Source organism: Brevibacillus brevis, from assembly GCF_031583145.1.
Lineage (GTDB): Bacteria > Bacillota > Bacilli > Brevibacillales > Brevibacillaceae > Brevibacillus > Brevibacillus brevis_E.
Genome location: NZ_CP134052.1, coordinates 58,946 through 78,992, shown reverse-complemented (window position 1 = coordinate 78,992; position 20,047 = coordinate 58,946). Strand labels below are relative to the sequence as shown.

The 20,047-nt window shown below is 43.7% G+C and carries 18 protein-coding genes; all 18 read left to right on the top strand.

The genetic code is table 11. From position 1 onward, the window contains the following. The first annotated feature begins 107 nt into the window (after positions 1-107). The 18 genes from RGB73_RS30530 (at position 108) to RGB73_RS30445 (ending at position 20,046) form a co-directional block, all read left to right on the top strand. Positions 108-470 (top strand): hypothetical protein, encoded by a 363-nt coding sequence (locus RGB73_RS30530; protein ID WP_197187607.1) that lies wholly within the window; start codon positions 108-110, stop codon positions 468-470. Between the two features lie 19 nt (positions 471-489). Beyond that, the gene (locus tag RGB73_RS30525) at positions 490-1,170 is read left to right on the top strand and encodes a hypothetical protein (RefSeq protein WP_310774706.1); all 681 of its coding nucleotides are present in this window, start codon (positions 490-492) and stop codon (positions 1,168-1,170) included. 2 nt (positions 1,171-1,172) lie between these two features. Further along, positions 1,173-3,305, top strand: a complete 2,133-nt coding sequence (locus RGB73_RS30520; RefSeq protein ID WP_310774705.1) for a VirD4-like conjugal transfer protein, CD1115 family — start codon at positions 1,173-1,175, stop codon at positions 3,303-3,305. 54 nt (positions 3,306-3,359) lie between these two features. After that, on the top strand, positions 3,360-4,067 hold the full coding sequence (locus RGB73_RS30515; RefSeq protein ID WP_197187610.1) for a hypothetical protein: 708 nt from the start codon (positions 3,360-3,362) through the stop codon (positions 4,065-4,067). A gap of 777 nt (positions 4,068-4,844) precedes the next feature. Continuing rightward, a complete protein-coding gene (locus RGB73_RS30510; protein WP_310774704.1) occupies positions 4,845-6,095 on the top strand; it encodes a CpaE/TadZ family protein in 1,251 nt (416 codons plus the stop codon). A 31-nt stretch (positions 6,096-6,126) separates the two neighbouring features. Further along, positions 6,127-7,053: a CpaB family protein gene (locus RGB73_RS30505; RefSeq protein WP_310774703.1), complete on the top strand. Its 927-nt coding sequence runs from the start codon at positions 6,127-6,129 to the stop codon at positions 7,051-7,053. An 11-nt stretch (positions 7,054-7,064) separates the two neighbouring features. Continuing rightward, on the top strand, positions 7,065-8,300 hold the full coding sequence (locus tag RGB73_RS30500; RefSeq protein WP_197187614.1) for a CpaE/TadZ family protein: 1,236 nt from the start codon (positions 7,065-7,067) through the stop codon (positions 8,298-8,300). Beyond that, positions 8,300-9,706, top strand: coding sequence for an ATPase, T2SS/T4P/T4SS family (locus RGB73_RS30495; protein WP_197187615.1), 1,407 nt, complete (start codon positions 8,300-8,302; stop codon positions 9,704-9,706). The genes RGB73_RS30500 and RGB73_RS30495 overlap by 1 nt, the downstream gene beginning before the upstream one ends. Next, complete coding sequence (locus RGB73_RS30490) at positions 9,700-10,635, top strand: type II secretion system F family protein (RefSeq protein WP_197187616.1); 936 nt, start codon at positions 9,700-9,702, stop codon at positions 10,633-10,635. The genes RGB73_RS30495 and RGB73_RS30490 overlap by 7 nt, the downstream gene beginning before the upstream one ends. 15 nt (positions 10,636-10,650) lie before the next feature. Then, positions 10,651-11,520, top strand: a complete 870-nt coding sequence (locus tag RGB73_RS30485) for a hypothetical protein (protein WP_310774702.1) — start codon at positions 10,651-10,653, stop codon at positions 11,518-11,520. Between the two features lie 174 nt (positions 11,521-11,694). Continuing rightward, positions 11,695-11,901: a hypothetical protein gene (locus tag RGB73_RS30480; protein WP_310774701.1), complete on the top strand. Its 207-nt coding sequence runs from the start codon at positions 11,695-11,697 to the stop codon at positions 11,899-11,901. Positions 11,902-12,120: 219 nt separating this feature from the next. Beyond that, positions 12,121-12,591 (top strand): hypothetical protein, encoded by a 471-nt coding sequence (locus RGB73_RS30475; RefSeq protein ID WP_310774700.1) that lies wholly within the window; start codon positions 12,121-12,123, stop codon positions 12,589-12,591. Then, positions 12,575-13,180: a hypothetical protein gene (locus RGB73_RS30470; protein WP_310774699.1), complete on the top strand. Its 606-nt coding sequence runs from the start codon at positions 12,575-12,577 to the stop codon at positions 13,178-13,180. The genes RGB73_RS30475 and RGB73_RS30470 overlap by 17 nt, the downstream gene beginning before the upstream one ends. Positions 13,181-13,231: 51 nt before the next feature. Next, positions 13,232-13,570 (top strand): hypothetical protein, encoded by a 339-nt coding sequence (locus RGB73_RS30465; protein ID WP_310774698.1) that lies wholly within the window; start codon positions 13,232-13,234, stop codon positions 13,568-13,570. Positions 13,571-13,796: 226 nt separating this feature from the next. Beyond that, complete coding sequence (locus RGB73_RS30460; protein ID WP_310774697.1) at positions 13,797-14,234, top strand: thioredoxin domain-containing protein; 438 nt, start codon at positions 13,797-13,799, stop codon at positions 14,232-14,234. A gap of 13 nt (positions 14,235-14,247) precedes the next feature. Further along, positions 14,248-14,811, top strand: a complete 564-nt coding sequence (locus tag RGB73_RS30455) for a hypothetical protein (RefSeq protein ID WP_310774696.1) — start codon at positions 14,248-14,250, stop codon at positions 14,809-14,811. Between the two features lie 42 nt (positions 14,812-14,853). Continuing rightward, positions 14,854-15,747 (top strand): S-layer homology domain-containing protein, encoded by an 894-nt coding sequence (locus tag RGB73_RS30450; RefSeq protein ID WP_310774695.1) that lies wholly within the window; start codon positions 14,854-14,856, stop codon positions 15,745-15,747. Between the two features lie 15 nt (positions 15,748-15,762). Continuing rightward, positions 15,763-20,046, top strand: a complete 4,284-nt coding sequence (locus RGB73_RS30445) for a hypothetical protein (RefSeq protein WP_310774694.1) — start codon at positions 15,763-15,765, stop codon at positions 20,044-20,046. The last annotated feature ends 1 nt before the right edge of the window (position 20,047 follow it).

The following is a 20,047-nucleotide window of genomic DNA, read 5'->3' as shown; positions in this document are numbered from 1 at the left end:
TGGAGGATACTAATTCGATGTTAAAAGGATACTAGATGGTTAGAATTGCCTGTATTATAATGGTAGTGGGGGATATTTAGAAAATTGTGGTATGAGGAGAAGATTTGATGAGTCAGACACCGGTGAAAATTGATGACCACAGGCACGCAAAAATGAAAGACATAGCAGCCAAAAAAAATCGAACGATTCAAGACGTGTACAGGGAGGCGATAGACAATTATTTGGCCAATCAAAATCAAGAAATGATGTTGGCTGACTCGTTAGTTGAACGAATCCTTAACGAAAGACTGTCAAAAGCAGAGAACCGCCTTGCAGCTATGGTCGGACGAACGGGGATGGATGTAAGTATATTATTGATGGCGCTTATGCCAATGTTGGAAAAGGCGTATGGCAAACCACAAAAAGACATCTTCAATGATGTAAGGCAAATTGCAGCTCAATATTACTCCAGGCCGTTGCGGGATCAATAAACTGTAGGGTGGGTACATCATGGTTAGCTTCAAGAGTGGGACAAAGGTTTTTATCAAAATGACAAGAGGGCTGCAAACCATGAAACAGGTAACCGCCCATGTGAAGTATGTTGGGTTCCGATCAAAAGAGGCCAACGAGAAGGGGTTTTTCTCCAGAGATGAGGACAAGGCAGACTTTGAGGCTTTTTTGGAGAGGATTGAAAAGAATAGTGCATTACAGCATCCCTTAACCATTAAGGCAAGGAAGATGATCTTTTCCCTGCGTGAGTCCGATTATGAGGCATATAAGCGGAGTGGGAAAGATTTTAAGGATTTGGTTCGGAATACGTTGGCGGAATATGAGAGGAAACATGGGGTCAAGCTCGACTGGATCGCAAATATTCATGCTGCTGAAGGACACCCGCATTGCCATGTGGTCATAAAAGGGGTCAGTGATAATCGGGGAGCTGATGGAAGGTTTAAGCGGATCGTTTTTAAAAAAGAAGATCTTCAAGAGTTAAAGGAAACATTTCACAAGGAGTTTGAGAGGGACGCTATCTATCACTTGCATGAGCGATTAGATGTCGACAGAACACTTGGGGACATGTCAAAAGTTTTTGAATCAGTAACAAAGGATATGACAAGAGAAAATGAAAGGCTGCAGCGCGAAGCAGAGATGAAAAGACAACGTGCCGCGAGGAATAAGGGGAGAGACAGATAAATATGCGGAAAAAGATGATTGCCTTATCATTGTTGGGATTGGCTGCCTTGTTGCTTGTAGTACCAACAATTTCGTTTGTTTTTCGAGAGTTCATTGAAGGGAAGTTTAATGTAAACGTTCTGAGCGTAGCACATATGACGGATGTAGCCTTTTCCATAAAGACCTATTGGGGGTTTGTATCCAAAGTAGATCCGCCGAACGTTCTTGGTTGGGCGATGATCGGCTTTTACGTGGTCTGGAGTGTTATCAACTTGATATTTGGTGGCATCAAGGCCAAAAAGAAATTTGACCAAAATGTTGCTTATGCTTCTCATGGGACTGCTCGATGGCAGACAGGTGAGGAAATACAGAAACATTATTACGGGAAGGACAATGCCGGGTGGTTTCTTGGGCATACGGAGATTGAGCCTTATCGTTTGGGTGGAAAGTATGCTTATCATCCTGTAAACGGCCCACTGAACAGTCAAATGGTTGTCATTGGCCCGCCTGGTTCGAAAAAAACAACTGGATTCATGTACGGGAACATATTCCATATACCGTTTTCAACTAGGGCCGATATGATCATTACAGACCCGAAATCAGAACTGTTTATGTATACGGCAAAATATCTTGAGAACGCTGGGTACGATGTTCACGTTTTGGATTTTATTCACCTGAAATACGGAGATATGATCAATCCGATTGAGTTTATTACAGAAGAAAAGGAACTGATGGAAATTGCTCAAGGGTATGTTTCTTCTGTTACTTCCTCCAAAGTGGCTCAGAAATCGGGAGATCCAATTTGGGAAGACGGCGAGACATTATTGCTGGGCGCGTTAATCGGATTTGTGCAGCAAAAGTATCCTCCGGAACGTCAGACGTTTGAAGAGGTCGCCAAAATTCTAACCAGTCCTGATATTCGAGATCCGGAAGCAGCGTTGTACTTTTTTCAGGCTAATGGAATCACCGGCGCAGCTAAAGACTTGTACGATAAGTTTCTCTTGGCCGAAGATAAGCTGCGCGCGGGCGTTTTGGTTGGGTTGGCCATTAAGCTTTCCTTGTTCTCCATCAGTGGTGTTAAGAAATTGACCAGCAAGACCACATTGGATATTCGGAAATTGGGGGCAAAGAAAGAGAAACCGATGGCAGTCTTTATCCTGATGCCGGATGGTGACAAAACATATGCACCTATTATCAACGTAATTGTCACCCAAATGCTCAATCAAATGTATAAGACTGCTTACCTGTATGGGAACAAATTACACACCAGGGTCTTCATGGCATTAGATGAGCTGGCCAACATTGGTCGACTGCCCAGCCTTATTGACAAATTGCCTACAATGCGCGGGCGGGGCATCATTCCCATGATGATCTTCCAATCGATCGTTCAGATGAAAGAAAGATATAAAGATCAGTGGGAGGAGATCCTTGGGAATTGCGATACCCAGGTTTATTTAGGTGCCAACGAGCAGACAACAGCGGAGTATCTAAGTAAATTGCTCGGTGTTACCACCATCCAAATTCAAAATCAGAGCCGAAATACAAAACCAGGAAAAGTTGCCGGGGATGGTTTAAGTGAGAGTTTCAGCTATCAGCAACGTCAGCTTATGTTTCCTGATGAATGCCGTAGTTTGGACCGTGACTACCTTGTCATCGTCCAGGGTGGTAGACAACCGGTGATGTTGAAAAAGGTTCAATACGAATACTGGATGGCGGAAAAGCGCATATGTGATCCTAAAGAGCTGCATGAATTGCCACTCTTAGATTCGCAGCCAGAAGTAGTTTCGGTGATTCAAGAACCTTCTGCTGCCAATGAGGAAAAAATAACGGACAAACCGGCAGACAATATCCAAGATGAAATCGTGGATATTGTTGCTGTTGCGGCTCCAATTGTTATTGAGGGTATGGAAGAAATGATTCAAGCCTATGAGCAGGAAGTGGCCGCGTCTTTGGAGACGGATTCGGAGAAGAGTGACGCGGGGGACCCATCGACTGATATCGAGCTGCCTGAATCAGTAGACCAACCAGATCCGGTTATCGAAGATGATTTCGACTTTGAAATACCAAGCATTGAAATAAACAATTCTATCCCGGAAAGTAGTTTGCAATACGAAGTCGACATGTCCGCTTTTTTTGGAACAGAGGAGAAAAAGTAACGTGCTCGTCTTGGTCACTCTGACTTACCATAATTTAAAGAAAGGTTGATTCCAATGGAAAAAATATCGAGGGATACCAGCGTTGAGGAGAAAGAAAATTACAGTAAAGTCGAAGTGCAAGCGTTACGGTTGGTCCTTGATCGCTTTCAGAAAGGTGATCTTGGTGAAATTTCGTTTGTAGGGAAACCTGTATATGATTCTTTGGAAGAAGATCGTTTTCGCCCATTTGTAGGGGTGAGTTGTAGCGAATATCATATAGATGGAGAGGTTCGTCGCGCGTTTTATTTAAGCGGTCAGGAATCTAGGCGTAGGGGAATCACGCCTGAACTGACTGAGGACGTTGAAAAAGCAGCGGATTTCTTAATGAGATATAAGGATTTTGAATCTGTTTATGTCAATGGAAAGTATTTAGGTGAACGGTCTTTGTTTTTGCAGGATCCGTATAGAACTGGACCGACTTTGAAAGAAGTTTTGTATTATTCAAAGGAATTGACAGATGGGGTTCCTACGAAAATTCCAATGCAAGATTTGGATAAGGAAGTTCAAAGCTGGGAACTTGATAAGGATGGAAATGAAAGACTTATTTACTCGATCAAAGATGAACCAATCAACCACACCGTAATTTTCAAGGAGCATGAAACGACAAACGTGTTTAGAGACAAAGTTTATGAGGGGATCTTAAAGGGGGATCAAACGACGGTCAAAGAATTGAATTACGTGATTGAGAAGACATTTGAGAAAGTATTTGAATTCGATCGGTAAACAGGTAAAAAGCAGCGTATAAGCGCTGCTTTTTTGTGCCTTTGTTGTCCCGGTGCGCTGACTGCAGATCCGGAAGGAACCGGGAGGCCGCGTCCTGGCCACGGCCGGCGACGAGCTGCAGGAGAAGCCCGTGCTTGCCAAGCGCTAACCGACACAGTTCGACAAATTACATCTATTGACTACAATGCTTATTGTTACATAATAGAAAATAGTCGAATGCTCCTATTACAAGGGAATCACCTACACTAAAAAGTCCAAGACTTTACACAAAAACACCCGAGACTCTACTCTTAGACGCAGCCAATTCAATTGGTCAAATAGACTAATGGGTGTAACCAAGTTACACTTTTTTAAAAGCCCATTATGTCCTCATTTGTCCCGACGTGTCCTGTATTGACTTTATATGTCCCCTTTGATACCATTAAATTAGCCACTCGTATACCAGGTTGGCTGCCCATGATACGAGTGGCTACACCCCCCACACAAGGGGAGGGGTATTGTTGATTTTATCATATACCCCTACCCCTTGTGACGATTTGTCATAAGGAAGGAGGCTAATAGGGAGGGTAATTTTTGGATGGATTCCAAGTATGTAACAAAGGAGCAGTTGGCCAAGTATCTGAATGTCTCGATTAGGACCATTACAAGATACCAGGACGAGGGGATGCCATTTCACAAACCGAGTTCCAGGAAGAATTTATATGACGTCCGCGAAGTGGATGAATGGATAAAAAAGCGAAAAGATCAACTCTTGCGATGAGTGTGGGATGGTGAATTATGCAGATATTATGCGCGTTTCGCTCTCCTACCAGTTATCAAAGGATGAAGTCATTTTTAGAAGCTCATCAGATCGAGTGGAGCGAAAACATTCAGTCGTTCGATGAGCTGCGAGAGGAAATGGGTTTTTCATCCTGGCAAGTCGCCATCATCGATAGCAGATTGTGGTGGCAGGAAGAAGCCAAAGAGATACTTTCTCGATTTGCGGTGGATGTTATTTCTTTTGATGGGGACTTTGAAGTCGTCATAAATCAGCTTCATGACTACCTTCCGGAAAAAGGGGAGGAATCGGAAGAAATCGATTTGGCACCGGAAACGTTCCCGGAGGTACCAGAAGAAGACGATACTCCTGTTCGCTACATTGAAAAGCGGGTCATTGAAGAGAAGGAAGTCCGAATTGAAGTACAGGTACCAGTCAAAACTTACGCTTCGATCCCCAGTCAACTCTGTTACTTCATAAGCCTGTCCCCAAGGTCCGGCGCTACGTTTTTGGCAGCTAATTTAGCTGCTGCTTTAGCGACAAGGCAATTACATTGTACGGTGCTGGAGTATCCAAAAGGAAGGGTATCTTTATATGACTTGCTCAACGTTGGGGTGAAAAGTGAGAATTACGAACCGCCGTATAAACAATTGAAGGAATATGGCTTTTTCCAAAAAGGAAAGGACTTCTTCTATAACGGCATCTCATTTCATCTCAATCATCCGAGTTTTCCGGATCCGAAAGTGACATATGAGGATTTACTCAAGATGATCTATCAAATACGGTCATCTATAAACCTTTTCGATATTTCTTCCTTTTGGAATGATCCGGATTTTATGACCCTACTGCCAGAGGCGGATCACGTTTTTCTAGTGATTGACCCTGACCCCGCGTTAATCGAAAGAATTGCGCCGCCAGAAGAAGGAGTCCAACCGACACCAGAACACTCCCTGGTTCAGCGGCTTTTGGAGCTGCACAAGCAAAAGCAGATCCAAGTTCACTTCATCATTAATAAGGATAGTAACGGGGTTGATCACAAAGTATTGAGGGAATTGCCTTTCAGTGTATTGGCTTACATACCTCACTTTGAACCGGCCCTGGTTTATCAAGCTAACTGGAAAGGAGAATTGCTGTACGAAAGAGAGAAAGATTTAATGGAGCAGCACTTGCAGGGTTTGATTAAGCAGATCGTTCCCCCGGAATACTTCTACCTGGAGAAACCGGAAAAACAGGGGCTGCTTGATCGAATCAAATTCTTCAAAAAAAGCTAAATATATTAGGGGTGAAAATGAAGTTATGACCATGAATAAATGGTTGGCCATAACGGTTGGCACCTTGTTCATTGGAGCCTCTTCTTTTGGTTTCTATGCTTTCACATCCTCGTATGAACAAAAGATGACTACAATGACTACTTATACACCTGTGAAGCTCATACCGGCTGGAGAGCTAATCACTAGAGAGATGATCCAGGAAGTAACGATTCCTAAAGCAAAACACTTTGATGGAGCTTTGCTTGAGCCTGAGAGCATCATCGGGAAGCGCGCGTTGGTCCCTATTGGAGAACAAGAGGAGTTCCTTCCGTGGAAGCTAAACGAAAAGAAGATTGTTCCGACAGGGGACGAGCAGCTTATCAGCTTCCCAATTAACTTTGTCGAATCTGCCAACAATTTTATTCGGCGCGGAGATGAAGTGACCATTTGGGCTGAGTACAACAGAAGTCCTCGCATTACATACTTTGATGCCAATGGCCAAAAGGTGCCTTTTACGTTTGAAGAGATCCATTCAAATTTGCTTGGCGATGTTAGCCATTACACAAAGAAAGTTGATTACGTCGAAAAACTGGTTGAAAAAGTAACAGTTACAAACGTGAAGGATAATACTGGTCGAGAAGTGAGAGATCAGGAAGCATCCACGGACACACTCAATCAGCTAAAACGTATAACGCCGGTTCAACGGGACTCGTACTACATGGAAAATTTCCGAATGAAGCCGACAGGTACCCCGGCAAACATAACGCTTATGCTGACCCCTGAGCAATACAGCAAAATTGTCGAAGCACAAACGTTCCAGGCAACCATCAAGGTAGGGGTAGGAAATCCGTATGGAGACTTATCGAATTTGGCAAATCTGCCAGTGTTAAACCCTATCCCGTCAAGCCAGCAGACGGAAAAAGCTGTTGACAAGCAGGCAAGTAACGAGAAGCAACAAGCACCGGCTGAAAAGAAATAGGGGGTTAAAGAATGAAGTATCTTTTGGGAGTAGTCGGTCCGGAGATCGCGGAACGAATAACCTCTGAATTGACCGGTTTGAAAATAATCGTCGCCTACACTGAAAAAGAGACGAGCAAAGCCGCTGAGGAAGCGATTGAACATGCCGTCATCGATGAGGGGCTTTATGTGCAGTATCAGCCGTGGGAATGGCTGCCGGCGCTTCGGAACGAGTTTCCAAAGTCTAAGCTGACGGTTATTTTATCCGAGAAAGTAAACGACTCGCTCTATATGGAATTGGTCCGGAGAATTGGGCTGGAACTGAATATTTCCTTTATTCCGCCGGGATTGACTTTGGACGAGCTTGTAGAAGCGGTTCAAACTGCATTTAATAAAGCTCCTGTTTCCAAGAGATCCAAAAAGAACACGGTCATTTCCATTATGTCTGCAGCGCCACGAGATGGAAGTTCAACGATCGCGGTGAACGTAGCTCTGACGTTAGCCCAAATGACTGAGAAGCGAATTGGGTTACTGGATTTGAGTCTTAAAAGTCCTGATATGAAAGACTCCCTCCAGTTAAAGGGAAATAAAGGTTTTCCGACCATTCAAGTTGACTGTGATGCAAAAACACTTACGCCCACCATGTTATTACAAGCAACCGAGAAATTTCAGTACGAAAACTTACACATTTTAACAGGGCTGCATCGACGTGATTGGGCAGAGCGAATAAAAGATGAAGAGATCGCAACGCTGTTATCAGTTTCAAGGGAAGTCTTTGATATCACGATCGTTGATGTGCATTCCTTTCCAGATAATGCAGCAACGGTACAAGCTATGAGAGAAGCAGATGAGAGATGGGTAGTATCTCAGCCTGTTGTTTCATCTTTTCAATCAAGCTGGTTTGACTGGTTTCAAAGCATTTGGACAACTTACTACGAGATGAACCATGACTCTTTCTCGCTCATCGTAAATCGATCCGATGATTCAATTGCCAAAACAGGAACGATTGAAAAGGCAATGGGCCTAAAGTGTATTGCAGAAATTCCAAATGTATCGAATGGAGCCGGAGTTAAGGCCACGAACTATGCAACTCCTTTGTTGTTCAGTGAGGAAAAAACTGCTGAAAGTTTTAAAACGGAAATAAGTAAACTTGCTGCTGGCCTTTGTGAACGAATGGATATTGATTATAGCGTTGAAATTCAAAAGAAAGGGTTCATCGCAAAAATCGGCTCCATGTTCCCAGGAAAGCAAAAAGCTGGTGAAGCATAATGTCATATACCATTGAACGGAAAGTGCGTAGTCGCTATAGCACATCAAGGCAGATTCAACAAAACACTAAAACTGAAAAACGCCTTCAAAGCCAAAACAAAGGCTATCGAGGACTTCATCTTAAAGATGTCGTTGAGATTGTCCAAAGGGATTTGAAGGAGCTAAAGGGGAGCGTCGAGGAGCAGCAAGCACATAAGGATTTGTTAGAACAAGCTGGCTTGGGTAATCCCGTTGCTCAGGAGAAAGTAAAGGCTATGATCAAACGGATCATTACCGAAAGGCGCATTTCGGTGATTGACGGCCTTCCTGATGACAAATTGAGTGTCAGTGATGCGGTGTTTGCTCTTACATGTGGCGCTGGTTGGATCGAGGACCTTTACAAAGCCAAGGACGTGGAAGAAGTCCAGGTTAATGGGACGAAAATATACGTCATGCGTGATGGTATTGCAACCAAGATTAACCGAGAATTCGAATCCATTGACCAAGTGATTCAGCTACAGCAACGTCTAGCCTTGTATGGGAAAGCAGACATCAGTGAGTTGAAGCCTGTATGTAGCACCTATATGTGGAACAAGTCGCGCCTCACAATGTCTCAACCTCCGTACTCCGCATTTCCAGCTATTGCGGTCCGGAACTTTATCCTAAAGGATCCGACTCTTGAAAGTTTAATGGAGTATGGAACGCTTGACAAAAAAATGGCTACTTTCCTGCGGTTGTTGGTCAAATACCATGCTTCCATCATGGTGGCCGGTAGTACAAAAACAGGGAAGACAACGACTCTATTTGCCCTCGCGAGAGAAATCCCGATTGAAGAACGGCTGTTGACACTTGAAACCGAGTTTGAAGTGTGGCTGAATGAACGACTTCCAGGACGTAACGTAGTTCCTTTTCAAGCTGTTCCAGAAATAGGGATAACGATGGAGGAGGGTTTCAAGCCTCTTTTGCGATTCAGCCCGGATAGAATCATCATTGGTGAAATGCGCGGTTCAGAGGCAGCCCAAGCTGTACAAGCCTGCTTGCGTGGCCATGACAGTCTGACGAGTGTTCACTCCAAATATCGTGACATGATCATTTATGACGTAATGGACATGATTAAGCAAGACGGCAGGACACATGATGATCATATGCTGCGTCAACGGATTGCGCGGGCATTTAATATCGTCGTCTTTCAAAATCTGGTGAAGGTAAACAAGTACAAAGCCAGGAGGGTTATGACGGAAATAACGGAGTTACAAGTTGATCCAATCACTGGAAATATCAGCGTGGTACCAATCGTAATTTGGAACAAAGCAACCAATAAATGGGAGTTTACCGGCAACAAATTGAGTCACGGTTTAAGGGAACATATGGAGCTGTATATGATTGGTGACGCCCACCGAGAGTTTGAGGAGCTTGGCGTATGGTAGTCATGGGCCTTTATTTAAACCCGGTATACGTCTTTCTTGTGCCGTTTGTCATTGGAGCTATTTTCCTTAGCTTTCCGTTGATGAGGGCAGTATCAAGGTCTTTTGTGGTCCTGTCGAGGAAGAGATACTTTGGAAGAAAGCGCCCAAAAGAAGACGTGGTGCAGCTCGATTTAACCAGGTTTCCACTGTTCCGAAGCTTTGCTTATTACATGGATCTAGCCGGTTTTAAAATTTCTCCTCTTGTCATCGTGTTGATTGGTCTTGTCATCGCTTGCGTTGCCCTAGTTGCATCGCGGTTACTCATGAAATCTGTGTTGAACAATATCATCGTTGCTGTCATGTTTGGCTCCATTCCATTTCTGATCGTGTGGCAAAAATACCAGATTACCACCCATAGAATTTCACGAATCATGGTGCCTGTAATTCAGAACTTTACGGGGTTTCTCTCGGAAACGGATAACATCACAAGCGCAATTCACAGATCGGCAACTCAAATGCCGTTTGAAATCCGTAGGGAATGGGATCGCCTGTGTACCAATATCAATACCGGTACTCCTTTGGAAGAAGCGCTTCTTGAATTTGCAACTCGTGTGAACAACGATTGGGCCGATGACTTTGTTGACATATTAATTACCCGGATCGAAACAGGATCAGACATTACTCCTTCACTGTTTAAATTGGTAGAGGAAATCCAAAATGCAAGCTTCAATGAGGAGCGCAGGATTACAGTGATGTCGATTTATCGATGGGGAATTTTCTTGATGATCATCATGTCCGCCATCATCGTTTATGTCAATATCAAGCTGGATCCGAAGAATTACTTTTACTACTTCGAACATCCATTTGGGAGTGATTTTGTAACCTTTTCCTGTGTAGTCATGTTTGGGTCGTTTATCGGAGCTTTGATGATGGGTAGAAGAAATATCTAGGGAGGAGGTGAAGATGTGAAGCTGATTTTTATTCTCTCCTGGATCACGGGGGTTACATTAATCACCATCCCCATTTTGCTAAGTATCAAGTTGAAGAAAAAACGGCGGATAAGTGCGGCACAGGTGAGGCGTAAAGAAAAATTTGAAAGCTTTTTTTATGACCTGGTGGATTCCGAAAACGAAAAGAAAAGTAACTACAAAATCATTCGGATCCTAAAATTAGCAAATTATCCATTTGGGATGGATGTCTTTGGATATCGATTAGCCCAAATCATTATGCCGATCGGTACGGCTACCCTAGTTGGGATTTTACATTTTCTACAAAACCATCTCAGAGGATATGAGGAGCCGTTTCCCATCCTGCTTTTTTCTGGATTGGTTTTGATATCGGTTTTTATCCCTTACCTGGTTGTCCGAACCATTGCATACCAACGAAGAATGCAGCTATCGGCTGAAATCGCTAAGTTTTCACACAGGTTAATTGTCGGGGTGAACGATCGTGCTCCGTTGTACTACTCGATCAAACGGGCTTCACGGACGGCAAAAGTCCTAAAACCTTATCTTGATCAATTGTTAATTGAGTGGTTAGAAAGTCCAAAGGCTGCCATTAAAAATTTCGGGGATGCTGTTGCGATCAATGAGGTTGTGCCACTAGTAAATACCCTATTGGCCACCTGGAATGCGCCAAAAGAAAAAATTGTGGGGTTGTTTCAACAGCAAATTCGGCAAATCGATGCCATGCGTGACTTTATGATCAAGCGGCAGATTGAGATGAGTCCCATGGGACTCACGTTTGTCATCGTCATTCCCTTTTTTGTGGTAGTTGGTTTGATGATTTTCCCCTGGTACCAAAATATGGTCGACATGATGAAAGAAGCTTTTTAAGGGGTGAGATCAATTGCAGAACCTTGTACTGTCTATTGTCATCTGCATCATTTTAATGGGATTGGCCTTTTTCATCATGAATGATCGAATTGGCCCTGGATTGGATCAAGGCGGAGATAATTTGCAACAAAAAATTATAGAGGCGACAGCCCCGTAAAAATGGAGGAATAAAGAATGCAAGGTATTGTTTCGATGATTGTTGTTTGTATCCTACTCCTCGGCACCACTTTCTGGATTTGGAACAACGATGATGGATTGGGAGATGGTATTGACGATGGAGCAAGAACCGTTTCTGAGAAAGTAGAGCAGTTTGATTACTCCCACACCACAGCGCCAGGAGCCGGACATAACAATGAAATGGAAGACAATCAAGCGGACTAATGGACAAGATTGTTCTCTCTATCGTAGTCGGAATAATCGTCACAAGTCTTTGCATGTATGTCCTGGATTATGACAACGGCGGCGTGAATGGAGAGATGATCAACGGGCATGAAAGGCTCAAGAATGAGCTTCGAGAGTACAACTATTCAACAGATTAATCAGAATTGATATGGGAAAGAGGGATATCCTTCTTTCCCATATTTAAAGGGGAAACATTTCATGCTAAAAAGGTTTTTTGCGAAAGCAAAAGATGAAAGAGGAGTGACAGACTTAATTACCCTGCTCATTGTTCTGCCAACGATACTTGCTGCATCGTTCTCCATCGTATTGTACGTCCTGTTTGCAATGAAGATGGCCAAGCTTGAAGGAATTCATTTCAGGGCGTTGGAGCTTGCACAACAAGCTGGACACTTAACTCCTGATATCATTGCGGATACGCAGAAAAAAATGGCGGCGGTCGGTTTCCCGCAAGTGGTTGTAAAAGGAGTGTCTTATCCATCTTTTCAGGGAAGTACAACTACAAAAGTTTATAAAGATGCAGCAGATCCAACCGTCACGTTAGTCATTAAGTACCCAGCCACGAATCTCCAAAAGATATTTATGCTGGTCGGTGCAGGTGACGAAGCTGATTCCGGATTCTTCCGGATTGAGAATTACGGAAGAAGTGAGGCGTATGAAACGTATCTTTAAAAAATTCATTCGTGAGGAAACGGGTAGTGTTAACGTCTTGATCTTAACACTTCTGTTCCTGGGACTGTCCATCATGATCATGGTTCGTTCGGTCGACTTTTTTACGCAAGTGATCGAAACGAATCGGGTAAAGCGAGATTTAGCGCTGGCGACTCATGCTGCAGCTATGGATGTAGATAAGGTGAAATTGGCAGATGGAATATTAGCTTTGGTTCCTTCGCAAGCAATCGACTCTTTTTTCACCTATTTACAAAAAAATATGAGGTTAAATGCCTACAATATACCGCAATCGGACAGCTACATCGAAGAGGCGCCGGTTATCCATAAGATTCTGTATGTGGACTATGAGGCAAGAACAATTCAAGCGCTTTATGGATCTACATCGAACTGTTCTCTTTCTGGAAAAACGATTTCTTGCACGGTTGTTGCAAATGCTGGAACGGAAAAGGAGGCAACCAGGACCGTAAATGAGCTGCTTGTAGGGCCGTCTGTCGTATCCGTAATTGAGGTTTCACACAATCGTTTCTCTATGCTAGACCCTGAGCCGATCGTCGTCGCAGATACCCAACAGGTTCTTTATGGATACTAAAGGAGCGTCCCCCATCCTCCAAGACAGGAACGCTCCGAAAGGGGTAACGGTATGTCGCTACCAAATGTAATTTTACCCGATGAGTTCAATGGAACACAAAGGGATATTTCTTACAGGCTGAGTTGCGAAGGGATATTAGTTTCCTTTTTCCGAGAAGATTTGGTTTCTAGGGATGGTTACTCAATCAAGTGTCAAGGGAATCCAGTGATTCGCATTAATGCTTCTCTGGAGGACGAGGTACAAAAACTTGTTGCTTTTCGCGAGCTGGCCTTCATTCGTCTCGGGTTCCTTGACAGGGTGGAAACCACTCTGGACATTCCACCAGAAAAACGACTGCAAGCATTACGAGAGATGTCTGAAAAGCAGTCTCTTGAACACGCTTCGCAGTAAAAACCCTTCCGGATTATGCGTTGAAGGCCGGCCCCTAAAAACAGGCTCATCGCCGTTTGGTCAGCGTACCACGGGCTTCTCACTGTATATGGCTGCGCCATACTCCCTACGGCTGCGCCGTGTCGCCCTCCGGGTACAGTGAGCCGCGCGCCTCGTGGTCCGTCTGAGCCACGGCGATGGCCCACCGGGGCCGAAAAAAGACAGAAGGAATTGAGGGATACGAAAAATGGGAAAAAGTGTTGTCATTTCAAGTGGGAAAACGAAGGTGCGAAGTAAAAAACATTTGTTCTTGCTGCTGGCAGTTATTGGCGTCTTTATGATCGCAACGATGATTGTTCTCAGTGGTAATCTTTTGGCAAACTCCGAACAGAATGTTGACGGGTTGGATGAGGGTTTGCTGTATGTATACAGTCAAACGTGCCCCTATTGTAAAAAATTCACACCTACTTTTGAACAAGCCGTCAGCGGCTATCCGAATCTGAATGTGGTTCGATGGGACATCTTTAGTGAACAGAAAAAACGAGAAGAAGCGATTAAATTGGGAGTTGAAGCGACACCTACAGTTTTTGCGGTGAAGGATGGAAAGGTAGTTGATAAATTGGTTGGGGTTGTAAATGAAGTGGCTGTCCGTAAATTTATCAAGAGAAACTTTAATCTTAATTAAGGAAGGGAATTGAATGCCGCGTTTTGGAAGAGTAACAAACATTTCCGTTGTTATACTTGGCGTTGTGGCCGTTGCCATCTGTATCTATAGTTATTTGCTTTTGAAAGGTGACGGTGACCGGAGCGGTACGTTCACTGTAGAAGAAGTTCCAAACTATAAATTGGTGCATTGGGCAGACAATCGGGAATTTTTAGGTGACAGTTTCGATTTGCGCTTGCCGATGTGGGAGACTGATTTTCTTGAATTTCTAGTCATCTTAAACGCTAATGATCCTGATTTTCAAAAACCGCAACAAGGGCAAGTCGCAGAGGTACAAAAAATCGCAATAGAACAAGGGATTATTGGAGTGGATTATCCGGTTCCTACTGATAAGCCAATTTCAGCAGAGAAGGCATACACACTGGTTGAAAAGGCACTCAAAACACATGAGATCAGTATTGAAATTGAACAAATAGCTCCGTGGGCAAAACGGAAATATGTTCCGAATGACGTGAAAGAGCTTACCTGGGACGAGGCATTAAATTTGCTTTATAACATGGTTCAATATCGGATGAGTTTTGGAGAGCAGCAGTTATAAATGTGGCCATGAACCAGGTCAAAAATTAAGGAGGAACGGTGTATGAAAAGACACATCAAAAAAGTAATAAATGGCGTCATTGCAGCGAGTATCGCGTTGGGAGTAGCTCAGGGTGTTTCCCCGCAGGCGACATATGCTGCTCAAATTGTTGCTAAAGATTATACCAATCATGCGTACAAGACCCATATCGAGTACGTGGTAAAAAACCGTCTTATGTGGACGTATCCTGACGGCAATTTCAGGCCAGATCAAGCCATTACGCAGGCGGATTTGGTTGTTGGACTGGCCAACGCTAAAGGATTGACCACAGGTATTCCAGTTTCTGGACTCCCTGCGAATCATTGGGCGAAGGTTTACTATGAGCGGGCGAAAAAGGACGGGATTCTGGATAGTGTGGTTATCAATCCCAGCAAAGTATTGAACCGGGAAGAAGCTGCTTTGCTAATGAATAATTCTTGGAAGAGTATGTTTAAATCTTACCAAAAAAAGCGTCCAGTTTATTCTGATGTCGCCGTAAATAGTGGATTTCTTCCCAAAAAGGCCGGAAAATTCGCTAATGGTGTTTCAACAACAGCTTATGATGGTCTTGGGAGTGTCACTCGTGGTGAGGAAGCCATTGCCCTCTCCCTCCTGCATAAAGATGTCTTGGACACTAAAAATGCTGAAATTATTGCTCAGCAGCTTCACAATTCCCTAAAAATCTCTGGAGGATACTTGAAGGGAAAAGTCCCAACTGCCAGCGGCAAGGACATAAGGATGTTTATCGTCTTCAAAAATGACAACGCTGCTTCCTTTTACTCCGGTGATGATTTTATGGTAAACGCAAGTCAGGTCAAATTCATGCAATTTACAGTAAAGAACTCTGGACAATCTAAAGCTTTAGCCAGTTACGAATATAGCAGCGGAACAGACTTGACACGTAAAAATACCCGTTAATTTGGGGGAAAATCAATGAAACTATTTATAGACAGACTTTGGAAGATACTTCTTGCTCTCGTAATAGCATTAAACGGTGCACTCCTTTTTCCTGACCAATCGGATGCTTCCACAACAAATCCAGAAGTTGGTGGTAGAAAGGTAGGATGGCTGGATGATGATAAAAAGGTACAAGATAGTAGTGACAACAAAGTTGACGGATTTGGTTTTTTTTCAGAGCGAATGTATCTAACTTTCGCTGATGTAAATTACAGTGGTGCAACATCGGGAACAGGGAAAGTTGCTAACTATTCTAGGGCAACCCTTATAGCAGACAACGGATATCCGATAGTAAATATCGATGAGGCGAAAGCTTGGGCAAGGCTCTTTAACGGTAATCCTGACTTCATGACTTATGCTAATGGTCTGTATGGCGGTGATATATCCGAGGGAGGGGGTGAACCCTACACTGGATATCTTTTGGCAAAAGTTGCAGAAATGTCCGGAGGGAAGGGTGGAGCGTTTTATTTCAGACCCACCACGGGAACGGAAAAAGGTTCATATGTCGGTGTAACTAACTTTGTAACCACAAAACGGCCGGTTGGAGGAATCGATACCGACAAATCTCAGTATGATGTGGGGCAGACAGTAAAAATTATTAACTCCTACGGGACCGATTACAGTATTTACAATCGTGGAATCAAAGTGCTTAATTTCTACATTTACAATCTCGATACGGGCGTAACGGAAAAAACATATACATCGCTGATCAAAGAATACCCGATAAGTGGTACGGGAGATGGTAGTGGACAAACGGTAACTTTCCCGGAGCAAACGTGGACTCCTACCAAAGCTGGGAACTACGAAGCCAGGATTCTTCTGACAGACACCCATGATCGCAACACTCAAAACGCACCTTCTGTTAGTGGTACAGGAGTAGCATATTCGGCTAAGTTCACCGTTGGGACCCCGACTGGCGGTGGGACAGATCCGGGACCTGATCCTGGTCCAACTTGTGACGTAAGTAGTTACAAAAATGTTATGGATATTTACATCAATGGTGAAAACGGTAACTATACTTACGATGATCGTCCAAGCAACGGGAGCACACTCATGGTCAAAGACGGTGATCGTGTGTTCTTCACCTTCTATGAAGAGGGGACTTTTTACGTCGATGGATTTGAGCTGCCGACCCCTTCTAATGGGGACAGAAAACAGGGTATGTGGGACGTTGTTGGTTCACCTCTCGAAACCTTCACCATTACTTTTGAAAGCGACGATGGGGACAATTGTTGGACACATAAGTTCCAAATCAAAGGAAATGGCGATGAGAAAGAGTGTCCGGTTGTTAAAGATTCGACCAATTACAATCGAGCAAGAACTGTATATAATGGGGCAGTTCTCACCAGCTATCTTGGAGCTGACATCTATTATCATTCCGATAATACCACTGGGGGAAATTTTACCCTTTTTGAAAAAGACCCCGACGATGGTTCAATCTATGCTGGCAGCGAAGTGTGGCTTGTCCAATATCCTGGGCAATCCTCCTACACTAAGATCTTTGGGAACAGTTCAAGGCAGACCTTGGATGTAGGTCCCGACGGTCTAGTCTTGAATAAAGCGGGTACATACAAAATCAAGATCCAGTTTGAGGGCGGTATGAACGAAGATCTTGATTGTGAGTGGGAAGTTACCCTTGAAGTGAAAAATTGTACGGTAAAATGGCCGGACACTTTTAAGTATTACGGTGCGCCACCGAATACTACTTCGGCGGGTTCTGCTTCTGATCTTGTAGAAGACATTGGGCCTGTCGATTTCCGCCAGATCACGAACGAGAATGGAACACTCAACACGAATATTGTCTTTTCCGCCCCTGTAGCCGGAAAGTATTATGAGATACGTGGTGGGACCCGAACCTTAATCGGAACCGTTGCGGCAAAATCTCCGTATACTGCAAAAATTCCTGGGGGATATTCGAAATACTCTCCAGGAGACACCATTGTTATCTCATTTGTTCCTGATGACCCAACCTTCTGTGAGACAGTCTTTAATATTCAGACCGCCGAAGGGAACACTGGTGGTGGCGATGGGTGTTATGGAGTAACAATGACCTACGGTGGGACAACCATCGACCCAAGGACTGCGCCTATTCCTTTAAAGATTACAAAGGATGATTTGAATGGCGATTTCACGATTTACTTTAAATTTGAAAAAAAAGCAAGTCTTTGGGTTGGGTGGTATAATCCCGAAGGGGTTTCCGGAACACCGACATATAAGCATTTACGATCAGATAATAAGGACGTCTATGAGTCTTCCTTCACTATCCCGCAAGATAAGGATGGAAACATTGAATCATTAATTTACAAGGCTTCCTGGAGAAGCCAGACAATGATCGATGATACTGGGGCGGATCCTTGCGAGGGCGAGATCATTATTCAGGTTGAAGGTGATAAGCCGTCGATGGAAAATCTTTACGTTGACCCTAATGTCATTTCCATTCTTGTATGTAAGGAAAGACGAGATACCACGGTTTGTAGTACCTCAAATGGGGCACCAAAGCCTGGAGATAGTATCGAAATCACTACCTACTACGGCAATGATGGAAAATTCGATCACGTACCGCTCTTCTTTATGCGGTGGAAAGATGGAAAGACCATTAACTCCAATAATATTAAAATTAAGGCTTATGAGGATGACCAACCTTTTGTGGGAAATGCTACTTATCCATCGAAAACAACCATTCTGGAGGCTTGCATTAACGTCACTTTGGGTTATTCCTTTAAGCCTGACCCCGAGGAAGAGTCGCGTTGGGATGATAACTGCGCAGAGTGGGAACTAAAACCTGACGGTACTATCGATCCGGTCGGAGGTTCTAAAGAAAACTTAGCTGTCGATCCAGATTACTTCAAGATTACTCCGAAAGATCCGCAAAATGCTGGTACAGCAGCGGAAGTTGAAGTCAAAGTCATGAACAAAGGAGACAGCACACAAAGCTCTAAGGTTTTGCTCAAGTTTGATAAAGAGAGCAAATCTCAAACCGTTGATGTCACCGGACTAAAGGCCGGAGAATCAAAGATTATCAAGGTTAGTGTTGTTTATCCGGATGTGTCGATGAATTTTACTGCAAACATTAACCCGAATAAGAATTCGCCATCTAACGAAACTACCTGGAAGGACAATACGGGTTCTTGGCCAGTTCTTGTCAATGGTAGTCCACCACCTGGCGGAGGCGGAGGCGGTGGCGGCCCTGGTGGAAATATTCCTGGAGGCCAGATGAAGATTCGTGTCTATGACAGTGGCAATCGACTATTAAACCTTCCGAATGATGGTGTTTATGAGAAAGAGAAGGCGAGAATTGAAGTAGAGATTGACCAAGACAAAATCGATCAAGCTATGGACCAAATTAATCAGCAAATAAATAATGCGATCAATGAAAAGCGTGCCGAATTAGAATCTTCGTATTCAGGGGACGAGTACAAAAATGTAAATGTCTCTGTTAACCCGACTTCTTGGAATGCGATGGGAAGCTCGATGACTAATTGGCCGCCTACAACTCCGATGACAGTAAATGGTCCAGGTATCGATCAAACGTATTCGCTTAACACGAATCAACAAGTTCAGTCGAATTATTACCACGGCACAACCGTTCCGACAAATCGTGATAGAGTACAAGAGCTGTTGGCAGAAAAGTATGTTGTGAAGGCAGAAGGCTTCAAGATTATTGCCAACTATCGTGTAGACTTCGAAGTGACATATGAACAATGCGAAGAGATCGAAAATGACGAAGGGGACGTAGAAGAAAAATGTACTCCTGGGTCCGATAGCGACTCTATCGGGAATGCTTATACCATTACTATTGAAGGAGCGCAAACTCAGTTCGAAGTATACGATTTGTGGGTAAAGGGTTATGTCAAACATACTGACCGCTGGGATGCCTTGCGTAAAGCTTATAACACGCAGAAAACGGGAAATCCAGAAAGTCCTCGTACCTATGATGTATTTTGGGGAGGAGAGAAATTTATCTTATATGCGGATTCCACCAATACCGGTACATCTCCAGTGAAAGGAGCAACGTTGAAAGTCACCATGAGTACGACGAATTTAACATCAGATCTAACCTCTTCTGATAAAACAACTTGGAATGGTGACATGTGGCGAGAAAACTTTGATAAGCTCCGGAATGGAACCTATAACTTTACCTTTGTTCTTACTTACAATCACACCGGGCCAGACGGTCAATACCATGTAGAAACTGATACGGTTCCTATTAGGATATTAAATCCTGTTTGGGAAGTGGTAAAAACAAATCGGATTCACTAAA

What these genes read in the sequence shown, in the direction of transcription:
- RGB73_RS30530 (WP_197187607.1), top strand. Translation starts at nt 108, where the DNA reads ATGAGTCAGACACCGGTGAAAATTGATGACCACAGGCACGCAAAAATG.
- RGB73_RS30495 (WP_197187615.1), top strand. Translation starts at nt 8,300, where the DNA reads ATGTCATATACCATTGAACGGAAAGTGCGTAGTCGCTATAGCACATCA.
- RGB73_RS30500 (WP_197187614.1), top strand. Translation starts at nt 7,065, where the DNA reads ATGAAGTATCTTTTGGGAGTAGTCGGTCCGGAGATCGCGGAACGAATA.
- RGB73_RS30520 (WP_310774705.1), top strand. Translation starts at nt 1,173, where the DNA reads ATGCGGAAAAAGATGATTGCCTTATCATTGTTGGGATTGGCTGCCTTG.
- RGB73_RS30465 (WP_310774698.1), top strand. Translation starts at nt 13,232, where the DNA reads ATGTCGCTACCAAATGTAATTTTACCCGATGAGTTCAATGGAACACAA.
- RGB73_RS30460 (WP_310774697.1), top strand. Translation starts at nt 13,797, where the DNA reads ATGGGAAAAAGTGTTGTCATTTCAAGTGGGAAAACGAAGGTGCGAAGT.
- RGB73_RS30455 (WP_310774696.1), top strand. Translation starts at nt 14,248, where the DNA reads ATGCCGCGTTTTGGAAGAGTAACAAACATTTCCGTTGTTATACTTGGC.
- RGB73_RS30470 (WP_310774699.1), top strand. Translation starts at nt 12,575, where the DNA reads ATGAAACGTATCTTTAAAAAATTCATTCGTGAGGAAACGGGTAGTGTT.
- RGB73_RS30445 (WP_310774694.1), top strand. Translation starts at nt 15,763, where the DNA reads ATGAAACTATTTATAGACAGACTTTGGAAGATACTTCTTGCTCTCGTA.
- RGB73_RS30525 (WP_310774706.1), top strand. Translation starts at nt 490, where the DNA reads ATGGTTAGCTTCAAGAGTGGGACAAAGGTTTTTATCAAAATGACAAGA.
- RGB73_RS30505 (WP_310774703.1), top strand. Translation starts at nt 6,127, where the DNA reads ATGAATAAATGGTTGGCCATAACGGTTGGCACCTTGTTCATTGGAGCC.
- RGB73_RS30515 (WP_197187610.1), top strand. Translation starts at nt 3,360, where the DNA reads ATGGAAAAAATATCGAGGGATACCAGCGTTGAGGAGAAAGAAAATTAC.
- RGB73_RS30475 (WP_310774700.1), top strand. Translation starts at nt 12,121, where the DNA reads ATGCTAAAAAGGTTTTTTGCGAAAGCAAAAGATGAAAGAGGAGTGACA.
- RGB73_RS30490 (WP_197187616.1), top strand. Translation starts at nt 9,700, where the DNA reads ATGGTAGTCATGGGCCTTTATTTAAACCCGGTATACGTCTTTCTTGTG.
- RGB73_RS30510 (WP_310774704.1), top strand. Translation starts at nt 4,845, where the DNA reads ATGCAGATATTATGCGCGTTTCGCTCTCCTACCAGTTATCAAAGGATG.
- RGB73_RS30480 (WP_310774701.1), top strand. Translation starts at nt 11,695, where the DNA reads ATGCAAGGTATTGTTTCGATGATTGTTGTTTGTATCCTACTCCTCGGC.
- RGB73_RS30450 (WP_310774695.1), top strand. Translation starts at nt 14,854, where the DNA reads ATGAAAAGACACATCAAAAAAGTAATAAATGGCGTCATTGCAGCGAGT.